The sequence below is a fragment of the Mycobacterium sp. IDUB_37 genome (assembly GCF_055419245.1).
In genome coordinates, this window is the sequence record NZ_JBVAXG010000008.1 from 163,142 (window position 1) to 181,296 (window position 18,155).

The 18,155-nt window shown below is 62.8% G+C and carries 12 protein-coding genes, 2 tRNA genes and 2 pseudogenes; 5 read left to right on the plus strand and 11 right to left on the minus strand.

Annotation, left to right across the window (positions count from 1 at the left end; all coding sequences use genetic code 11):
• Nucleotide 1: 1 nt before the first annotated feature.
• Complete coding sequence (locus tag ACZY1I_RS24235) at nt 2–745, minus strand: DUF881 domain-containing protein (protein ID WP_463758304.1); 744 nt, start codon at nt 743–745, stop codon at nt 2–4.
• A gap of 111 nt (nt 746–856) precedes the next feature.
• Between ACZY1I_RS24235 and crgA the strand changes: the two genes are divergently transcribed.
• Together crgA and ACZY1I_RS24245 are read left to right on the plus strand one after the other, a co-directional pair.
• The gene (gene crgA, locus ACZY1I_RS24240) at nt 857–1,138 is read left to right on the plus strand and encodes a cell division protein CrgA (protein ID WP_463758306.1); all 282 of its coding nucleotides are present in this window, start codon (nt 857–859) and stop codon (nt 1,136–1,138) included.
• 155 nt (nt 1,139–1,293) lie between these two features.
• Nucleotides 1,294–1,725: a PH domain-containing protein gene (locus ACZY1I_RS24245; protein ID WP_463758308.1), complete on the plus strand. Its 432-nt coding sequence runs from the start codon at nt 1,294–1,296 to the stop codon at nt 1,723–1,725.
• 33 nt (nt 1,726–1,758) lie between these two features.
• Here the strand turns inward: ACZY1I_RS24245 and ACZY1I_RS24250 are convergent, their stop codons facing one another.
• Complete coding sequence (locus tag ACZY1I_RS24250) at nt 1,759–2,307, minus strand: peptidylprolyl isomerase (protein WP_463758312.1); 549 nt, start codon at nt 2,305–2,307, stop codon at nt 1,759–1,761.
• Between the two features lie 161 nt (nt 2,308–2,468).
• On the opposite strand from ACZY1I_RS24250, the gene cwsA reads away from it, so the two are divergent.
• Nucleotides 2,469–2,894, plus strand: a complete 426-nt coding sequence (gene cwsA / locus ACZY1I_RS24255) for a cell wall synthesis protein CwsA (protein WP_463758315.1) — start codon at nt 2,469–2,471, stop codon at nt 2,892–2,894.
• 347 nt (nt 2,895–3,241) lie between these two features.
• On the opposite strand, the pseudogene ACZY1I_RS24260 reads toward cwsA, so the two are convergent.
• A pseudogene (locus ACZY1I_RS24260) lies at nt 3,242–3,409 on the minus strand (IS110 family RNA-guided transposase); the annotation flags it as partial.
• Nucleotides 3,410–4,245: 836 nt separating this feature from the next.
• On the opposite strand from ACZY1I_RS24260, the gene ACZY1I_RS24265 reads away from it, so the two are divergent.
• Complete coding sequence (locus tag ACZY1I_RS24265; RefSeq protein ID WP_463758319.1) at nt 4,246–5,838, plus strand: SulP family inorganic anion transporter; 1,593 nt, start codon at nt 4,246–4,248, stop codon at nt 5,836–5,838.
• 243 nt (nt 5,839–6,081) lie between these two features.
• Nucleotides 6,082–7,098: pseudogene (locus ACZY1I_RS24270) on the plus strand (IS3 family transposase); the annotation flags it as partial.
• 232 nt (nt 7,099–7,330) lie between these two features.
• On the opposite strand, the gene ACZY1I_RS24275 reads toward ACZY1I_RS24270, so the two are convergent.
• The 8 genes from ACZY1I_RS24275 to dnaN all read right to left on the minus strand — a co-directional run bounded on the left by ACZY1I_RS24275 (nt 7,331) and on the right by dnaN (nt 17,728).
• Nucleotides 7,331–7,403 (minus strand) — tRNA-Ala (locus ACZY1I_RS24275).
• A 180-nt stretch (nt 7,404–7,583) separates the two neighbouring features.
• Nucleotides 7,584–7,657 (minus strand) — tRNA-Ile (locus ACZY1I_RS24280).
• A gap of 69 nt (nt 7,658–7,726) precedes the next feature.
• A complete protein-coding gene (locus ACZY1I_RS24285) occupies nt 7,727–8,590 on the minus strand; it encodes a DUF3566 domain-containing protein (RefSeq protein WP_463758321.1) in 864 nt (287 codons plus the stop codon).
• Nucleotides 8,591–8,685: 95 nt separating this feature from the next.
• Nucleotides 8,686–12,441 (minus strand): intein-containing DNA gyrase subunit A, encoded by a 3,756-nt coding sequence (gyrA, locus tag ACZY1I_RS24290; protein WP_463758323.1) that lies wholly within the window; start codon nt 12,439–12,441, stop codon nt 8,686–8,688.
• Between the two features lie 61 nt (nt 12,442–12,502).
• Entirely contained in the window at nt 12,503–14,536 is a 2,034-nt protein-coding gene (gene gyrB, locus ACZY1I_RS24295; RefSeq protein WP_463758325.1) for a DNA topoisomerase (ATP-hydrolyzing) subunit B, read from the minus strand.
• 246 nt (nt 14,537–14,782) lie between these two features.
• Complete coding sequence (locus tag ACZY1I_RS24300; RefSeq protein ID WP_463758328.1) at nt 14,783–15,346, minus strand: DUF721 family protein; 564 nt, start codon at nt 15,344–15,346, stop codon at nt 14,783–14,785.
• Nucleotides 15,343–16,500 carry a DNA replication/repair protein RecF gene (recF, locus tag ACZY1I_RS24305; RefSeq protein WP_463758331.1) on the minus strand — a complete coding sequence of 386 codons (1,158 nt, stop codon included), beginning with the start codon at nt 16,498–16,500 and terminating at the stop codon, nt 15,343–15,345. The genes ACZY1I_RS24300 and recF overlap by 4 nt, the downstream gene beginning before the upstream one ends.
• A 31-nt stretch (nt 16,501–16,531) precedes the next feature.
• The gene (gene dnaN, locus ACZY1I_RS24310) at nt 16,532–17,728 is read right to left on the minus strand and encodes a DNA polymerase III subunit beta (protein ID WP_463758334.1); all 1,197 of its coding nucleotides are present in this window, start codon (nt 17,726–17,728) and stop codon (nt 16,532–16,534) included.
• Between the last annotated feature and the right edge of the window lie 427 nt (nt 17,729–18,155).

Sequence of the window (18,155 nt, forward strand, 5' to 3'; positions counted from 1 at the left end):
GTCAGTAGCCGATCGGGCCCATCGGCTGGGCGAAGTGCAGCCGCACCGGTTCGGAGTGACCAGCGACCCGGACGTCGGGCTTGACGTCTTCGCGGTAACCGAGCCCGAACCGGACCACATACTGCTTGTAGAGCGTCACCAGAGGAGCGGCGGCGAGGGCTTCCTGCATGGCGGCGGCGTTGCCGATCGCAGTAATCGAGTACGGCGGGCTGTAGGTGCGTCCGTTGAGCAGCAAAGTGTTGCCCACGCAGCGGACCACGGACGTCGCGATGATGCGCTGGTCCTGCATCTGGATCGCCTCGGCGCCGGCACTCCATATCGCGTTGAGCACCCCATCGATGTCCTGCTGGTGCACCACCAGGTCGTCCGGGGAGGCGTCGCGGGGGAACCGGCCGTTGGCGTCGCGCTGTGCGTCGTTGAGGACGACTACCAGGCCGGGCCCGTGTACCGGGTTCATGTCGGCCTCACCGGCGAGCTCGGCGGCCCGCCGCAGCATCGCCTGTAGCGCGGTGTCGGATGACCGGCCGTGCGCGGAGTCGATCCTTTTTGTCATTGCGTCTCGCAGAGCGTCCAGGTGACTCACCGAGGAGCGCGTCTCACGAACCAGGTCGACCAGTCGCGGGGCGTCGCTGCGTCGGATCTCGGCGCCCCCGGACACCCCGTGCGTCGTGGCGAGCAGCACACCGGCCAACAGGCACACCAGCGGGACACCAAAGCGCCACGGCGAGCGGCGCTGATCGTTCATGGTGTCTCCTGTTTCCTGGTCGAGCGCCCAGGTGGGCTAGTCTCGTAGCCAAGCTCTACCTGCATGCAACCGTAATAGTTGCACCCATCCGGCTCTTATCAGAGGTAGCAAATGCCCAAGTCCAAGGTCCGCAAGAAGAACGACTTCACTGTCACCGCGGTGAGCCGCACACCGGTGAAGGTGAAGGTCGGGCCGTCGAGTGTGTGGTTCGTGGCGTTGTTCATCGGGCTGATGCTGATCGGCCTCATCTGGCTGATGGTGTTCCAACTGGGGGCCTACGGTCCACAGGCTCCGGCCGCCCTGCACTGGATGGCAGAGCTGGGTCCGTGGAACTACGCGATCGCGTTCGCCTTCATGATCACCGGTCTTTTGCTCACGATGCGGTGGCACTGAGAATTTACGCGTGCGTAATGGATTCATGCTGCGCCCGCCGTGTTAGCTCGCTAGCAACCTTCCGGCCACCCAATCACACGCGTGTGATTTATCCCCACTGTTGATAGCTGTTGGGGATAACCCTATCCGCCGTGGTGAGAGGGTGCAGGTAGCTAATGCAGCAAACTGAGTGGGCGCCACCGCTAGCGGGAATCGCTGGTTGCGGGGTCGGCGGTGTCCTGATGGCTATCGCCGCTGTGACTCTAGTCACAGACCCGCCGGGGCGGTTCATCGCCGTGGTTGCCGCAGTGGGCCTGATCTTGTTTGCAGGCGGTTCGCTGCGCGCTCGGCCGAAGCTGGCAATCACGGCCGACGGCCTGGCTATCGGCGGTTGGCTAAAGACGCGTGTCCTGCGCAAGGATGCCATCCAAATCATCCGGATCTCGGAGTTCCGCCGCCACACCCGCCGGGTTCGACTCCTGGAGATCGAGGCCAAGGACGGCGGACTGCTCATTCTGTCCCGATGGGATCTGGGCACCGATCCACTGGACGTGCTCGACGCGCTGACGGCAGCGGGCTACGCCGGCCGTCGCAAAGGTGCCCGCTAGCGGCTTCTGTCACCGCCAGCGGGCAACTCGCGTTTAGGAGATGGTGATCGACTCGATCGCGACCGCGTCCAGTGGACGGTCGCTGCCGTCGGTGGCCGTCGTGGCGATGGTGTCGACGATGCGCTGCGACTCCGGGTCGATGACCTCGCCGAAGATGGTGTGCTTGCGGTTCAGGTGGGGAGTGGGGCCGACGGTGATGAAGAACTGCGAACCGTTGGTTCCCGGGCCGGCGTTGGCCATCGCCAGCAGGTAGGGCCGGTTGAACTGGAGCTCGGGGTGAAACTCGTCGGCGAACTTATAGCCCGGACCCCCGCGGCCGGTACCGGTCGGGTCGCCGCCCTGGATCATGAAGCCCCGGATCACCCGGTGAAAGACTGCGCCGTCGTAGAACGGGCCGGACGGACTACCCGAGGCGTTCTGGGTGGAGTACTCCTTGGTGCCCTGCGCAAGTCCGACGAAATTAGCGACCGTCTTGGGCGCGTGGTTGCCGAACAAGGCGACCTTCACGTCTCCGCGGTTGGTGTGCAGCGTGGCAGTTGCGGTCTGAATGGAGCTGTTAGTCACGAAATCACAGTCTGCCACTAGGCGGGGTTCGCCCCGCAGCGGGTGCCGTCCAGCGCGATGGCGCTGGCTGGCGACGAGTTAGCCGCATTATTGAACTTCAGGCGAGTGCCGCACTAGCTCAGCGGCTCTGTACCTGATAGGACTCCGTAAGAACTTGGCCGTAGGACGAAAGGCAGCAGATGAGCAAGACGGCAGAATCCCGGCTGACCCCGCGGGAGCGGCTGACCCGGGGCCTGACCTATTCGGCGGTGGGGCCCGTTGATGTCACGCGGGGCGTTGTCGGACTCAGTGCTCAGTCGGCACGTTCCACCGCAGCGGAGCTTCGTCGCCGCTACCGGGACGGCCAGCTGGCCCGCGAACTCGCGGCCGCTCAGGAGTCGATCGGCAACGAACTAGCTGCCGCCCAGGAAGTGGTCGCCAACCTGCCGCAACTGCTTCAGGAGGCTCGCCGCAGTCAGCGCCACAACAAGAAGCCCTGGGTGATCGCGGGGGCCGGCATCGCGGTGCTGGCGACGGGCGCCGCAACGTTCAGTATCGTGCGGCGCTCCACCCGCAAGGACCCGTCGACGCTGCCTCCCAGCGTCGATGTGCAGCCCCGCCCCTAGGCTCCTGCGCCGTACATCGCCGCGTGATGAGCGGTCTACAGACGGCTGATATGTAGAGAATTTTGTCAAGGGGCAGGGTGAAGCGGCGGCCACGACCGTCGTCATAGCCGCCGCTTCGTTGACCAGATGAGCATTGACGGTGTCGAGCGTGTCGTATCGACGCGTGTCAGTCTGATATGCGCGGGTAGGTTACCGCAGTACGGAACTTTCGAGTCGGAGTTGGCCAGCTTGTCTAGAGATCGAGCGTGATCTGCTGTCAGACAACAAGACTGCTCATAGCGGCGGTGCGGGTCACTCCAAGACGCTTGCCGATATCGTCGTTGCTCATCCGGGCGTTTTTCGGGGTGTCAGTCCGGAAGGACCGCCACAGACCAGCACCAGCCGGCCAGCTCATGCGCGACGGCAACATTGGCGACTACCGTGCGTTTCTTGCGTTCTTCAAAGCTGCGCCAGCGCTCATGCAGGCGCCGGTTAGCGGCCTGCCCACGAGCCACCGCAGCGGCGGGCGCCAACTCTCATCGGCGCCCGGCGGCCTGCAGCATCAACTGATCACGGATCAAAACAATCCGACTCCCGAACCTGGTGGACTCAGTATCGGGTACTCGCGACAGCAGCATAGGACCTTGAGGCATTGCTGCGCGTAAGTCACTGCATTCTTGCCGTGGCTCACTTGAGCCTGGCGTTGACCTTTACCCAAGCTTTTCCGATTTGTTAATTCCGTGTCAACATTTCCTGGATTATGCCGCAGCCGCGCTTCAGGTGTACTGAAATCTGCATTATTGGTGCGTTTGCGACCCGCATGAAGGACTTAGGCTTGGTGGGATGGCTGGTGTGATCCAGCTGCCACTGAAGCGACTCAATCAGGATGTGGTGATATCAATCCATAAATTTATGGAGCAACTGCGACCGCTTCGCGACGGCAGTTGAATTGACTAACATAATTGGCAGATTGGGACAGGATGATGTGGATTGTCAAGCGTTGCGCATTGCCGAATCGAGCTGCGGCGTTCCCGACCATGACTCACGGATAATTGAAACGCTATTAATGGCTGAATATGCTATCCGTGGCGGCCCGGGTCGGAGCCATTGCGACTACGCTGTGCAACAAGCGGTTTGAACAAAAGTACCGAATAAGCGGATTAGTTTTAATGCATAACTGGGATCATAGATAGTCGTCAAGGCGCTATGGCGTCGCGGGGCTCACTCCGCTAGAGATTTCGGGGACACCGCTCGAACGGACGTGTGAGGGCCCGTTGATGACTCACCCACCTTTGCACGCTCGGCGCTCCATGTCGTTCTGCAGCGTCCGCCCTGTCCCTCCGTGCTCGTCATCTTCCTGTTAGGACCTGCCATGAACCTGCCAAGCTTCAACAAGCCGTCCTCAGCCAACCTGGCCCTGCCGCTGTGGACGAAGGGCGAAATGAACGCCTTCTTCGGCCTCGCCTTCAACATCCTGGTGAACGTGCTCACCCTGGCATCTCTTCTGCTCTTCGTCGTCCATGTGCCGTCAGCCGATGTGCTCGGCACGATCTTGCCCGCCCTCGGGTTGGCCATGCTGGTTGGCAACGTTTACTACGCAGTGCTGGCCCGGCGGATTGCCCGACGCGAGCAGCGCATGGACGTCACGGCCCTCCCCTACGGCCCGAGCGTCCCACACATGTTTATCGTGGTCTTCGTCATCATGCTGCCGATTTTGCTGGCCACCGGTAACCCGATCCATGCGTGGGAGGCGGGCCTGGGGTGGGCATTCGTGATAGGAATCATTGTTGTCATCGGGGCCTTCGTCGGGCCGCTCATCCGTAACCGCACACCCCGCGCAGCGATGCTAGGCACCCTAGCTGGCATCTCGCTGACCTTCATATCGATGCGCCCGGCCGGTCAAATCTGGGACGCAGCGTGGATTGGCCTGCCAGTCCTAGGCATCATTCTCGTCGGCTTCTTCACCAACATCCGGTTGCCCGGCGGGATCCCAATCGTGCCGGCCGCGCTGCTAGTCGGTACTGCGATCGGCTGGATCGGCGGGTATCTGTCGGTGCCAGACGTCGGTGCGGCGGTCAGCGACATCGCCGTCGCACTACCAGGGTGTCACGTCAACATGCTGCTAAACGGGTTGAGTGACCTCGCTCCGCTGCTGGCCACCGCAATCCCGCTCGGGGTCTACAACCTCGCCGAGGCAATGAGCAACGTGGAGAGTGCCGCAGCCGCCGGGGACAACTTTGACCTGCGCAGCGTGTTGCTGGCTGACGGTCTGGGCGCGGTTGTCGGCGCAGGTCTCGGATCACCCTTTCCACCCGCCGTCTACATCGGGCACCCAGGGTGGAAGGCGGCTGGCGGACGCAGCATGTACTCGATGGCTAGCGGGGTATTGATCGCGGTGTTGTGTTTCGTCGGCCTGTTCGGGGTGCTGGCCACCTTACTGCCGACCCCGGCGATTGTGCCGATACTGCTCTACGTCGGGCTGCTGATCGGGGCGCAGGCGTTCCAGTCAGTGCCTAAGATCCAGGCAGCAGCAGTCGTCGCGGCCATGCTGCCCAATCTGGCATCCTGGGGGACCGGGTTAATGGACAACGCGCTGGCGGCCGCCGGCACCACCGCACAGCAAGTCGGCGACGACGCGCTCACAAACGCGGGGCTCGTCTACCACGGCCTGAAGGTGATGGGCGACGGCGCAGTGCTGGCCGGCATGGTGCTCGGCTCGATAGTTGCGTTCCTGTTGAGCCACCGGTTCTGCGCGTCGGCCGTCGCAGCCGCGGTTGGTGCGGTGCTGAGTTGGATCGGTCTGATCCACGCCGGCCAGGTCGCCTGGGCGGCGAACCCTGAGGTGGCATTGGGTTACGCGATGCTCGCCGCGGTCCTGGCAGCGTTCGCGCTCCTTCGCCGCGGCCAGGACAGCGCGACCGAGGCACAGGCGAGCCGAAGCGGAGCCGAGATCGCCTCCCGCTAAGCACAAGGGCGGTCGGTAAGCCGTACCTCGCGGATGGCCGGACTGTACTGAGTCAGTCTGAGGCCTCCCCCTACTACGACCGACAACCTGCAGAAGGCAAGTCACACATCCTCCTCGGGGACAGCCAGGACCCGACGCAGATGCGGATCCACCGTCGGGGCGTTGAGGTGAGCCCCTCGTAGTGGTCCAGTCGTTGTGCGACCCTGATTCCCGGGTGTTCGGGCAGGAAGAATCGACGACGACATGGCAAACAAGCGCCGGCGGCACACGCCGGATCAGATCATCCGCAAGCTCGCCGAGGACAACAAACTCCTCGGAACCGGGCAGGGACTCAGCGAAGTGTGTCGCCACCTCGAGATCACCGAGTCAACCTGGCATCGCTGGGTCGCCCAGTACAGCGGGATGAAGGCCAGCGACGCCAAGCGCCTCAAGGAACTCGAGGCCGAGAACGCCCCGCTCAAAAAGCTGGTCACCAACCAGGCCCTTAACATCTGTTCGGTGGTCGGCATCCACCGTTCCACCATGCGTTTGCACCACCGCCGATCAGCGATGAGAAGACCGAGTTGTGGGCTTGGCTGCGCGCGTTCTCCACCGAGCGGCCCCGCTGGGGATGGCGCCGCGCCGCGATCGCACGGCGAGCTGGCTGGAACGTCAACAACAAACGCATCCGCCGCCTGTGGCGCGAGGAGGGCCGGCGAGTTCCGCAGCGCCACAGGAAGAAACGCTTGACCAGCATAGGTGCCCCGGTCGGGGCGATGTGCCCGATCCGGCCGAACATGATCTGGGCGATGGACTTCCAGTTCGACACCACCGCGCACGGCCGAACGTTGAAGATGCTCAACGCGATCGATGAGTTCACCCGCGAAGCCCTGGCGATCGAAATCGACCGAGCCATCAACGCCGACGGCGTTGTTGACGTCCTGGACCGCCTGGCCCTGATGTATGGCACACCGGCCTACGTGCGGTTCGACAACGGACCCGAGTTCATCGCCCACGCCGTCAACGACTGGTACCGATTCAACGGCACCGGCTCGCTGCTCATCGATCCCGGATCCCCGTGGCAGAACGCCTGGATCGAGTCGTTGCCCGGCCGACTGCGCGACGAGCCGCTCAACTCCTGCGCTTCGACTCCCTACGAGAAGCCCCGGTCATCATCGAAGACTGGAGAATCGACTACAACGCCAACCGGCCCCACTCCGCCCACCGCACGCTCACCCCAACCGAATTCGCCCACAGTGGACCACGACCCACCAACCCCAAGGCGTGGGCGCGGCCGATGCCGAGCCCACGCCCACACACCCGTACTCATCCTGGTCGCCGACAATACCGTCACAGTCCTGAGCAAAACCGGCTACCACGTCCTGAGCAGCCCCACCATCAACCCCGACAAAAACTACTGGCGCAACGAACAGAAAAACCCCGGCCGATGGCCGGGAATCTGTAACCCATGACGCGACTCATCTGTAACCGATGACGCGACTCATCACATCCGTGGAGCCTAGGGGAATCGAACCCCTGACACCCGCCTTGCAAAGGCGGTGCTCTACCAACTGAGCTAAGGCCCCTCTTGGTGTTCTCGATCATCCTGGCCATCGATAGTGCGACCAAGGGTCAGATCGGGCGCCACGTGCCAAACTTCAACGCCGCGGCGGGAACGAGCCACCGCCGCAGTTGCCGCGCCTACGGCAACTGCCGCTGCCAGCGGCAACGCGAACCTCACACGACGTCTTGACGGGCACATGTCGTGGGCCTAGGAGGACTCGAACCTCCGACCTCTTCGTTATCAGCGAAGCGCTCTAACCACCTGAGCTATAGGCCCGTAATTGGGATACGGCCGAGCGCCGAGATTACCGCACAGATTGCCCGACTCCCAAAACGTGTGGAGAACCTAGTCCCGATCGGCCAAGGTCACTTCGATGCCGCCGATCAAATCGGTCGTCAAGTTGTAGACGAATGCGGCGATAGTCGCCATCGCCGTCATCAAGACGATGTTGACCAAACCGATCAGGACCGCCCCACCGAAGATCGTTCCACTCGAGACGAGTTCGCCGCTGTTGCCACTGGTGTTGTTCAGCAGGTCGCCGACATTGCTGTTCAACTTGGCCCACACGCCCATGCCACCGAGCACCAGGTACAGGAACGCCACGGCGATCATCCACACGAAGAACAGCGCTACCGACAGCAGCAGCGACACCTTCAGCGTGCTCCACGGGTCGATGCGCCGGATCTGCATGCTGGCCCGGACCGGGCCACGGCCACGGCGGGTCGCTACCTGGGGCCGCGACGACTCACGCGATTCCCGGGATTCACTGGCGGCTGCGCGGGCTGTCCCCGAAGGTGCCGGTGTCTCCGCCGGCCGCTCGGGCGCCTTGCGCAGCGTCGCCCGCGGCATCGGACCCGACAGGTCCGGTAACTCGCTGGCGTACGCCTCGGCGGGCGGGTTTTCGGCGCGCCCGGCCGACGGTTCGGCCTGGAGGGCCTGCGGTGCTGCCGTGCCCGTGATGAAGCGGTTCAGCCGGGCGTCCGAACCGCTCGGCGGTCGAACGTCGGTGGGCGGGTCGGCCGCAGCAGCCCGCTGTCCTGGCTGCGATGACGGCCGGCCGCCACCACGCTGCCACGGCGGCGAGTCTGCGGTATCCGGCAGGCGGCCGGGGCCGGTCGCCGCTCGGTGCGAACCGGCACGGTCAGCCGCTCCATCGCCATTCGGGTTGTCGCCCTGACTAGACGCGCCCGGGTCGTTCGGTGAAGTCACCCCGGCTCCTTACATGTGTGCTCAGGTAGCTGAGTGTATGCCGGGTTCGGCGGGCGACGATCCACCGCCCGTGTCCTCACCCCGGGGACGCCCACCTACTCCTCGCCTTCTTCAGCCTCAGCGCTCTCCTCGGCGTTGCGCGCGATGGCCAGCAACGTGTCACCCTCGCCCAGGTTCATCAACCGGACGCCCTTGGTCTGCCGTCCCGCTCTGCGGACTTGGCGCGCCGTGGTGCGGATGACTCCGCCCACCGAGGTGATGGCGTACAACTCGCTGTCCTCATCGACGATCAACGCCCCGACCAGCCTGCCGCGCCGGCGGTCGTACATCACCGTCAAGACGCCCTTGCCGCCGCGGCCCTGCACCGGATATTCCTCGATATTCGTGCGCTTGGCGTAGCCGCCGGACGTTGCCACCAGCAGATAGGTCCCTTCGCGGACCACATTCAGCGATAGCAGCCGGTCGTCGGCGTTGAACCGCATGCCCTGCACACCGGACGTGGCGCGACCCATCGGACGCAGCGCCTCGTCCGTGGCGGAGAACCTGATGGACTGACCGTTGGCCGACACCAGGAGCAGGTCCTCCTCGGCCGAACAGAGCACCGCACCGACCAACTCGTCTTCGCCACGCAGGTTGACCGCCACGATCCCGCCCGAACGGTTCGAGTCGAAGTCGGTCAGCTTTGACTTCTTCACCAAGCCGTTGCGGGTAGCGAGCACCAGATATGGCGCGTCTTCGTAGCTCTGGATCTGAATGACCTGGGCGATGCGCTCCTCGGGCTGGAAGGCCAGCAGGTTCGCCACGTGCTGACCGCGCGCGGTGCGAGACGCTTCGGGCAGTTCGTAAGCCTTGGCCCGATACACCCGGCCCTGCGTGGTGAAGAACAGAATCCAGTCGTGCGTTGAACAGACGAAGAAGTGCCGGACGATGTCGTCCTGCTTGAGCCCTGCACCTTGCACCCCCTTGCCGCCGCGTTTCTGGCTGCGGTACAGATCGGTCTTCGTGCGCTTGGCGTAGCCGGTTTCGGTGATCGTCACGACGACCTCTTCGCGGGCGATCAGGTCCTCGTCGCTCACGTCGCCATCGGCCGGAATGATCCGGGTACGACGGTCGTCGCCATACTTCTCGACGATCTCGCCGAGTTCGTCGCGGACGATGCCGCGCTGGCGTTCGGGTTTGGCGAGAATGTCTTCGAGGTCGGCGATTTCGGCTTCGATCTTGGCCAGATCGTCGACGATGCGCTGGCGTTCCAGGGCGGCCAGGCGGCGCAACTGCATGTCCAGGATTGCCTGGGCCTGGATCTCGTCGATGTCGAGGAGTTCGATCAAGCCCTGGCGCGCGATGTCGACGGTCTGCGATGCACGAATCAACGCGATGACTTCGTCCAGTGCATCCAGCGCCTTAACTAAACCGCGCAGAATGTGGGCGCGCTCGTTGGCCTTTCGCAACCTGTAGGTGGTGCGCCGGATGATGACGTCGAGTTGGTGCTCGACGTAGTACCGGATCATCTGATCGAGGCGCAGCGTGCGCGGCACCCCGTCGACGATGGACAGCATGTTGGCGCCGAAGCTGGTCTGCAGCTGGGTGTGCTTGTAGAGGTTGTTCAACACCACCTTCGCCACCGCGTCGCGCTTGACCTCGACGACGATCCGAAGACCAACCCGATCGCTGGACTGGTCCTCGATGTTCGAGATGCCGCCCAGCCTGCCGTCGCGAACCTGGTCGGCAATCGAGGTGATGAAGTTGTCGTGATTCACCTGGTACGGCAACTCGGTGATCACCAGTGAGGTGCGGCCGCGCGAATCTTCTTCTACTTCAACAACTCCACGCATCCGGACCGAGCCGCGGCCGGTCTTATACGCATCGATGATGCCCTGGGAGCCGACGATCAAGCCGTGCGTCGGGAAGTCGGGTCCTTTGACCCGCTCCATGCAAGCTTCCAGTGTGGCCTCTTCGTCGGCGTCGTAATTCTCCAGACACCAGAACACCGCTTCGGCGAGCTCACGCAAGTTGTGTGGCGGAATGTTGGTGGCCATGCCCACCGCGATACCGCCCGAACCGTTGGCCAGCAGGTTGGGGAACCGGCTGGGCAGAACGGTCGGCTCTTGCACCCGGCCGTCGTAGTTGGGAATGAAATCGACTGTCTCCTCGTCGATTTCGCGCAGCATCTCCATCGCCAGAGGCGTCAGCCGAGCTTCGGTGTTATGGCTGACAAATCCATTGGTGAGGAAGGCGTGGTCCTCGGTGTCGACGCGCAGGCTGTACACCGGTTGCACACCAGCCTCGGTGACGGAAGCGACTTTGGCGTAGTAGAAGCGGCCATCAGTTAGATCAGTTGCAATCGCGCGCACGTCGGAATTAGCTATGCGCGAAAGGATCTCCTCGCCGTTGGTGCGCCAACGTTGAATGCGGTCGACATTGTGGCGGTTCAGCCAGTCACGGTCAGCCCAGCACCCGCCCGCGTGCTTGCGGATGAAAGCTGCCAATCCGGGAACGTGGTCGCTATCCATGCCGGCACAGGACGGCATGGCGCCAAGGATCGCCACTAACTTGGCTTGCTTCGCACCACCGAAGCCGACGTTTGACGCGAACAGTTCTGCCTGCGCACGGTTGGTGACGACAACCTTGTGCTCACCGGAGGCATGCAGATATCGCTTCGACACGACGCCGAGCTCCAGCAGCAATTGCTGTACGTCAACGGCCAATTGCCTGCTGCGGGTGGAGTACGAGATCTGAATTGTGTTACGCGGCAGCCTCGAGCAAGATCCGTCACCTTCAAACAGAGCCTGGAGGAAGGCGCGTTTTACGGCGGCCGGGGACTGCATAAGCCAACTCGGCACTGCCTTTTGCGCGGACCGTTGTCCACACAAATCGCCCAGTCGTGTCTCATTGAGCTCCGACAGGTTGTGGATGTCCAGTTCGTGCAATAACGAACCAGAAGCGATAGTCCTCGACGACACGTAGCGCTTGCCGCCAACAACCGAATCGTAAGCGGCGACGACCATGTCGAAATAATCACGGTCGAGGTTGTTGAACCCGGCGCGCTGCTCTGAAACGAACCCCTCACTGATGAAGGCGCCCAGCAAGAGTGCTTCCATCGTGGGATGCCAGTCCGCCGACGCGAACTCCGTCGGGGGAGTGCGCTGCATTACTACACAGTCGCCCGGACGAATTTCCTCGACGAGCTTCCAAAGCAATGTGGGTACGCCGCCGACATCAACCAGGCACAGTAGGGGATGGTTAGAGGTGCCGGTTACCGAGTAGCCTTCGGCCGTGCACACGGTGTACGTCTGGTGCTCGCCTGAGTGGAAAAGGCGATTGGCGGACACCGGGTTGCCGTGCCTATCGAGAACCTTGAGATCAAGGTCGTTGTCCGAGTTCGGTGAGACGCCTGGAATTACCTCACCGATACGCACCGACTGACCAAACGGCAAGCGCACCAGTGCGTCCCCGGTAACGCAGTACCGCATGGCGGCTGGTGGGTCGTTACCCGGTGAACCGAAGTTGCCCTGACCGTCGACCAATGGGTAACGCAGCGACCAGGGCTGGGCCATCCGCACCAAGGTGTCGTAGATCGATGCGTCACCGTGCGGGTGATAGTTGCCCATCGTCTCGGCGACCGAGCGGGCCGATTTCGCGTGACTGCGGTCCGGCCGGAAGCCGGAGTCGTACATCGCATACAGCACCCGGCGGTGCACCGGCTTGAGACCGTCCCGCACTTCGGGCAACGCGCGGCCGACGATCACGCTCATCGCGTAATCGATATAGCTGCGCTGCATTTCCTGCTGAATGTCGACCGGTTCGATCCGGTCGACCGGGTCGTCACCAGGTGGCAGCGTCGTGTCTGTCATGAGTTCCTCGTCGTTGCTTGTTTGCTAAATCGAACGCGGGCTGATTACACGTCTTCTTCGGTCAAACATCCAGGAAGCGAACGTCTTTGGCATTACGTGTGATAAAGCTGCGGCGCGCTTCGACATCCTCACCCATCAGAATGGAGAACAACTCGTCTGCGGATGCCGCATCGTCGAGCGTGATTTGACGCAACACCCGCACCGCCGGGTCCATTGTGGTTTCCCACAATTCTTTGGCGTCCATCTCACCGAGGCCCTTATAGCGCTGGATGCCGTCTTCCTTATTGATCTTTCGGCCCGATTCGAGCCCCTGCTTGAGCAGCCCGTCGCGCTCACGGTCGGAGTAGGCGAATTCGGGTTCACTGCGCTGCCACTTCAGCTTGTACAGCGGGGGCTGTGCCAGAAATACGTGTCCGTTCTCGATGAGCGGACGCATGAATCGGAACAATAGGGTCAACAAAAGCGTCGAAATGTGTTGTCCGTCAACGTCGGCGTCGGCCATCAGCACGATCTTGTGATAGCGGAGCTTGGTGATATCGAACTCGTCATGAATCCCGGTGCCCAATGCGGTGATGATCGCCTGGACTTCGGTGTTCTTCAGTACCCGGTCGATCCGAGCCTTCTCCACGTTGATGATCTTGCCGCGCAACGGAAGAATCGCCTGGAACATCGAATCGCGGCCACTCTTGGCGGAGCCACCCGCCGAGTCACCCTCCACCACATACACTTCAGACTTTTGCGGATCGGTCGAGCGGCAGTCAGCCAACTTCCCCGGCAGACCGCCGAGGTCGGTTGCACTCTTGCGGCGCACCAACTCTCGGGCCTTACGCGCCGCAATTCGGGCTTGCGCGGAAGAGACCGCCTTGTTGATGACGGTCTTGGCCTCCGAGGGATTTGCCTCGAACCAGTGCTGGAGTTGCTCGTTGCACACCTTCTGCACGAACGACTTGACCTCGGTATTACCGAGTTTCGTCTTGGTCTGACCCTCGAACTGCGGCTCGGCGACCTTCACCGAGATCACAGCTGCCAAGCCTTCCCGGATGTCGTCACCGGTGAGGTTCGGGTCCTTTTCTTTCAGCAGCTTCTTGTCTTTGGCGTATTTGTTCACCACCGAGGTCAGTGCGCTGCGAAAACCTTCTTCGTGGGTTCCGCCCTCGTGTGTGTTGATCGTGTTGGCGAAGGTGTGTACCGACTCCGAATACCCGCCGTTCCACTGCATCGCGATCTCGACCTCGTGTCCGACGCCTTTGCCCTCGAAGTCGATGACGCTCTGCTGGATCGGGCTTTTGGTGCGGTTGATGTGCTTGACAAAATCGACCAGACCACCGGGATATTGGAAGGTGCGTTGCTTAACCTTATGCGGCGCTTTGGATTCGGCCGCTTTCTCTTCCGCCGACTTCGGTGCCTCGGCGGTGTCGCTGACGACCTCGTCGACGACCTCGTCCTTCTCTACCCGGTCGTCGGTCAGGGTGATCGTGAGCCCCTTGTTGAGGAAGGCCATCTCCTGCAGACGACGGGCCACCGTCTCGAAGTCGTATTGGGTGGTTTCGAAGATGTCAGAATCAGCCCAGAACCTGATGGTGGTTCCGGTCTTCCTGGTGGCCTCGCCTTGCTTGAGGGTGCCTGGCACCGCGCGGTCATAGACCTGAGACCACTCGTGGCCGTCACGTTTGATGTCGACCTCCAGCCGCTTCGACAACGCGTTGACCACGGATACGCCGACTCCGTGCAAGCCACCGCTGACGGTGTAGCCACTGTTTTCGCCGCCGAACTTGCCACCGGCGTGCAGCTGGGTCATCACCACATCCACGGTCGGCGCTCCGGTGGAGTGCATCGCCACCGGGATACCGCGCCCGTCGTCGGCGACTTCCACGCTGCCGTCGTCAAGCAACCGCACATCGACCTTGGTCGCGTAGCCGGCCATCGCCTCGTCCACCGAGTTGTCCACCACCTCCCAGATGAGGTGGTGCAAACCACGCTCACCGGTGGAGCCGATGTACATGCCCGGGCGTTTGCGGACGGCCTCGAGTCCCTCGAGAACGGTGATCGCTGAAGCGCCGTATTCGTTCTGTTCTTTCTTCTTCTGGGCAGCCACGGTCGGAATGCTCTCCTTGGGGTTGGCATGCGAGCGGTTCAGTCACCGCAACGGTCGCATTCGTCCACTCTACCGTGACGCACTGTCAGCACCGATTTTGTGGGCGCGTTTCTACCCTTCTATCCGCGCCGTGCGCTTAATTTCTTCGCCGCGGTCGCGTCCTGACGTTCCAGATCGAAGTCCGTGAGCTTCTGGCGGCTCTGAGACGGTGGTGATTTTGGCCCCGGGCCAGCCGGCCGACACCCGTCAACCGTAGGTATCGCGAGGCCCTCGGCCGCCGATATGTTTCGGTCCTTTTCGCCAGGACGGCTTTGCCGGCCCGGTGATCTTCAGCGACTTCACCACGCCGTTGCCGACGGCGGCGGCGATCTTCGCCAGAAGTTGGCCCTGCATGAGGCGCAGTTGAGTCGCCCAGGCAGTCGACTCGGCGCTCACGCTGAGCACCCCGTCGTTGAGTGCCTGCGGAGTCGCATGCTCGGCGATGTCACCGCCGACGACCGACGCCCACTGACCGAACACCATTCCTTCAGCAACGTGCGCCGTCCAGCCCTGTTGTTTCGCAACATCGTGCGTCAGCCGTCCTAACGGTTGCGGATCCCGTACGTCGGGACCCGGACCCGACCAGCGTCGTCGCTGACCTGCCACGCGCCGCCCGGCGATCGGGGCAGCGCGGCCTCGGCCTGGCTCTTGTCCCCGCGCCCGTGCCTCGGCGCGGGCGTCTTCCAAGGTACGTCTGACCAGATCGATACCGCGTAGCTGCTCAGGAGCCGGTGCGGCCTCCGGGGTCGCCGAGCCTTCATCCTCTTTCACACCTGCACCTCCGAGACCGGACCGGAATCACTGTCGCGCAGTTCGATAGGCACCCGTACGGCGTCCCATCCGTCTGGGATGTCTTCCACCACCGCGGCAGTTACCAGCACCTGCTCCGCCGATTCGGCCACCGTTGCCAACGCACGCCGCCGCTTGGTGTCCAGTTCGGCGAACACATCATCCAACAACAACACCGGCTCACTGCCGTCAGTGCGAAGGAGTTCGTACGCCGCCAACCGCAGCGCCACCGCGAATGACCACGATTCACCGTGACTGGCAAAGCCTTTGGCGGGTTGATCGCCCAAGCGCAGCTCCAGGTCATCACGATGTGGACCGACCAGACAGACTCCGCGTTCGAGTTCAGCGTTCCGGCGCACGGCCAAGGCGCTCAAGAGTGTGACTTCTAATGCGTCCTGATCGGTCGCTTCCTGCGCGCCGGGCACCACAGCGTCGGTGCTGGCGCGATAACTGATCGTCGCCGAGCGTGATTGCGGTGCCAAAAGTTGGTAGGACTTCTCCACTTCAGGTGCCAGTTGCTTGATCAGATCTATCCGCGCCGCCATCAGCTGGGCGCCATACTCGGCCAGCCGACTGTCCCACACGTCGAGGGTCTCCAACGCACCCCGGTCACCACGAAAACGGGCGCTAACCAGCGATTTCAACAACGCGGTGCGCTGCCGAAGCACTTTGTCGTACTCGGCGCGCACCGCCGCGATGAGCGGCCGCCGCAATGTGGCCAATTCGTCGAGATAGCGACGCCGTTCCGCGGGATCTCCGCGGACCAGGGCCAGATCTTCCGGAGCGAACAACACTGCCCGCAACACACCGACGATTTCGCGCGTGCTGCGCACCGGCGAACGGTTCAGCCGCGCCTTGTTGGCCCGACCCGCCGCGATCTCGAGGTCGACGGCGCATTCCCGGCCTTCGCTGACCACGATCGTCGACACCACCGCGCGATCGGCACCCGCCCGGATAAGCGGCGCATCGGTCCCGACCCGGTGCGAACCCAAATTCGTCGAATACCACAGCGCCTCAAGCAGATTGGTCTTACCGAAGCCATTGCGGCCGACGAATACGGTACGGCCGGGTTGCAAGTCGAGTTCGACCCGTGACCAGGACCTAAAATCACGCAAGGCCAAATGCCGGACGTACACCTACTCGCACCTATTTCGGGGGCCCGGGCGCTCAGCCCGGCAGCCGCACCGGCATCAACAGGTACACGTAATCCGTCGGCACAGCGGGGAAGGGCCCACTTCCGCTCGGAACCGCGTCATCGGCGGATGCCGGGCGCAGCAGTGCGGGCTTACCCGGTGTCGTGAAGCCGAATGACACCCGCTCGGAATGCAGCGAACTCAGACCGTCGGTGAGGTAGGTCGGGTTGAAGGCGATCGTCAACGGTTCGCCCGCGTAATCCACGGCGAGATCCTCTTCGGCCCGCCCGACGTCATCGGCGCCGGCGGACAGTCGCAGCATTCCGTCGGCGAATTCCATCCGGACTTGCGCGCCGCGCTCGGCCACCAGAGCGACCAGCTTGATCGCTTCGGTCAACTCAGCCACGTTGATGGTTGCGACCGCAGTGTGTTCGGCCGGGAGCAACTGCCGGAACTTCGGGAACTCCGCGTCCAGCAGTCGGGTGGTGCTGCGTTTTCCGTTGCCACTGATGCCGAGCAGACCGTCTTTCCCGACTCCCGCCCCGGCGCCCAGCGACAACCGAACTTCAGACCCGTCGGTGCTGGCTTTTGCAGCTTCCGCCAAGGTCTTCGCCGGCACCAACACCGACGCCTCGATGTCCGGAGTCAGTGCGGACCAGGTCAACTCCCGAACCGCCAGGCGGAACCGGTCGGTCGCTGCCAAAACGACAGTCTCGCCGGAAATCTCGACGCGGATTCCGGTCAGCATCGGCAGGGTGTCATCCCGGCCGGCCGCGATTGCGACCTGCCCGATGGCTTCGGAGAACAACTCCGCAGGCAGAGTGCCGGTTTCCTGTGGCAATGTCGGCAGTGTCGGGTAATCCTCGACAGCCATCGTCGGCAACGAAAAACGGGCGCTTCCGCAGGTCAGAGCGACGCGATTGCCGTCGACGTAGAAATCGACGGGCTTGTTGGGCAGTGCCCGGGTGATGTCGGAAAGCAACCGACCGGATACCAAAACGCTTCCCGGGGAGGCTATTTCGGCAGCAACCTGCACTTCGGCCGAAACCTCGTAATCGAATCCGGAGATTGTCAGGCCTTCATCGGATCCGGTCAGCAATACACCGGACAGCACCGGCACCGTCGGCCTGGACGGCAAGTTTTTGGCCACCCATGTCACCGCGTCGGCGAAGGACTCCCGCACCAATCGGAACTTCAAGTCGGTGACAGCCCGTGTCGTAGCCGCGTCCATTGCGTCCCTTCACCTACCAGTGACTTCGAATCCTATGAGCCGGCTCCCCGTGCCAGTCGTCGGGGGACTCGCCATGACGAACGTCGGTGGCAGAACTTTTCGCCACGAGACGGCCGCAACGACAGTCGAACTACAACCGTAGAGCTTCTAACGCAAACTTGAAAGCCACTCGTTGACGGGGACAAGCCCAGCCCGTGGTCGGTCAGCGGGCCCTGAGTGAGGGGATGTCCCCAGGGTTGTTCTTCAAGAAAAATTCTTCGAAGAGATCTCAATAACAGTATTAGGGGTTGTGCAATCTGGGGACAACCGGGTCTTGCCGCTGCTAGGGGGCTGATGTGGTTGTGCATCACAGTGCCGACGGTTGTGTGAACCGGCTTGATGGTCTGGGGATGAATGACAGATCTGCACGGGACAACTCGTACTCCAC

Bases quoted from the DNA above. Each gene is read 5' to 3' on its own strand.
- gyrA (WP_463758323.1), bottom strand. From the start codon at position 12,441: ATGACAGACACGACGCTGCCACCTGGTGACGACCCGGTCGACCGGATC.
- dnaN (WP_463758334.1), bottom strand. From the start codon at position 17,728: ATGGACGCGGCTACGACACGGGCTGTCACCGACTTGAAGTTCCGATTG.
- ACZY1I_RS24245 (WP_463758308.1), top strand. From the start codon at position 1,294: ATGCAGCAAACTGAGTGGGCGCCACCGCTAGCGGGAATCGCTGGTTGC.
- crgA (WP_463758306.1), top strand. From the start codon at position 857: ATGCCCAAGTCCAAGGTCCGCAAGAAGAACGACTTCACTGTCACCGCG.
- ACZY1I_RS24265 (WP_463758319.1), top strand. From the start codon at position 4,246: ATGAACCTGCCAAGCTTCAACAAGCCGTCCTCAGCCAACCTGGCCCTG.
- ACZY1I_RS24235 (WP_463758304.1), bottom strand. From the start codon at position 745: ATGAACGATCAGCGCCGCTCGCCGTGGCGCTTTGGTGTCCCGCTGGTG.
- cwsA (WP_463758315.1), top strand. From the start codon at position 2,469: ATGAGCAAGACGGCAGAATCCCGGCTGACCCCGCGGGAGCGGCTGACC.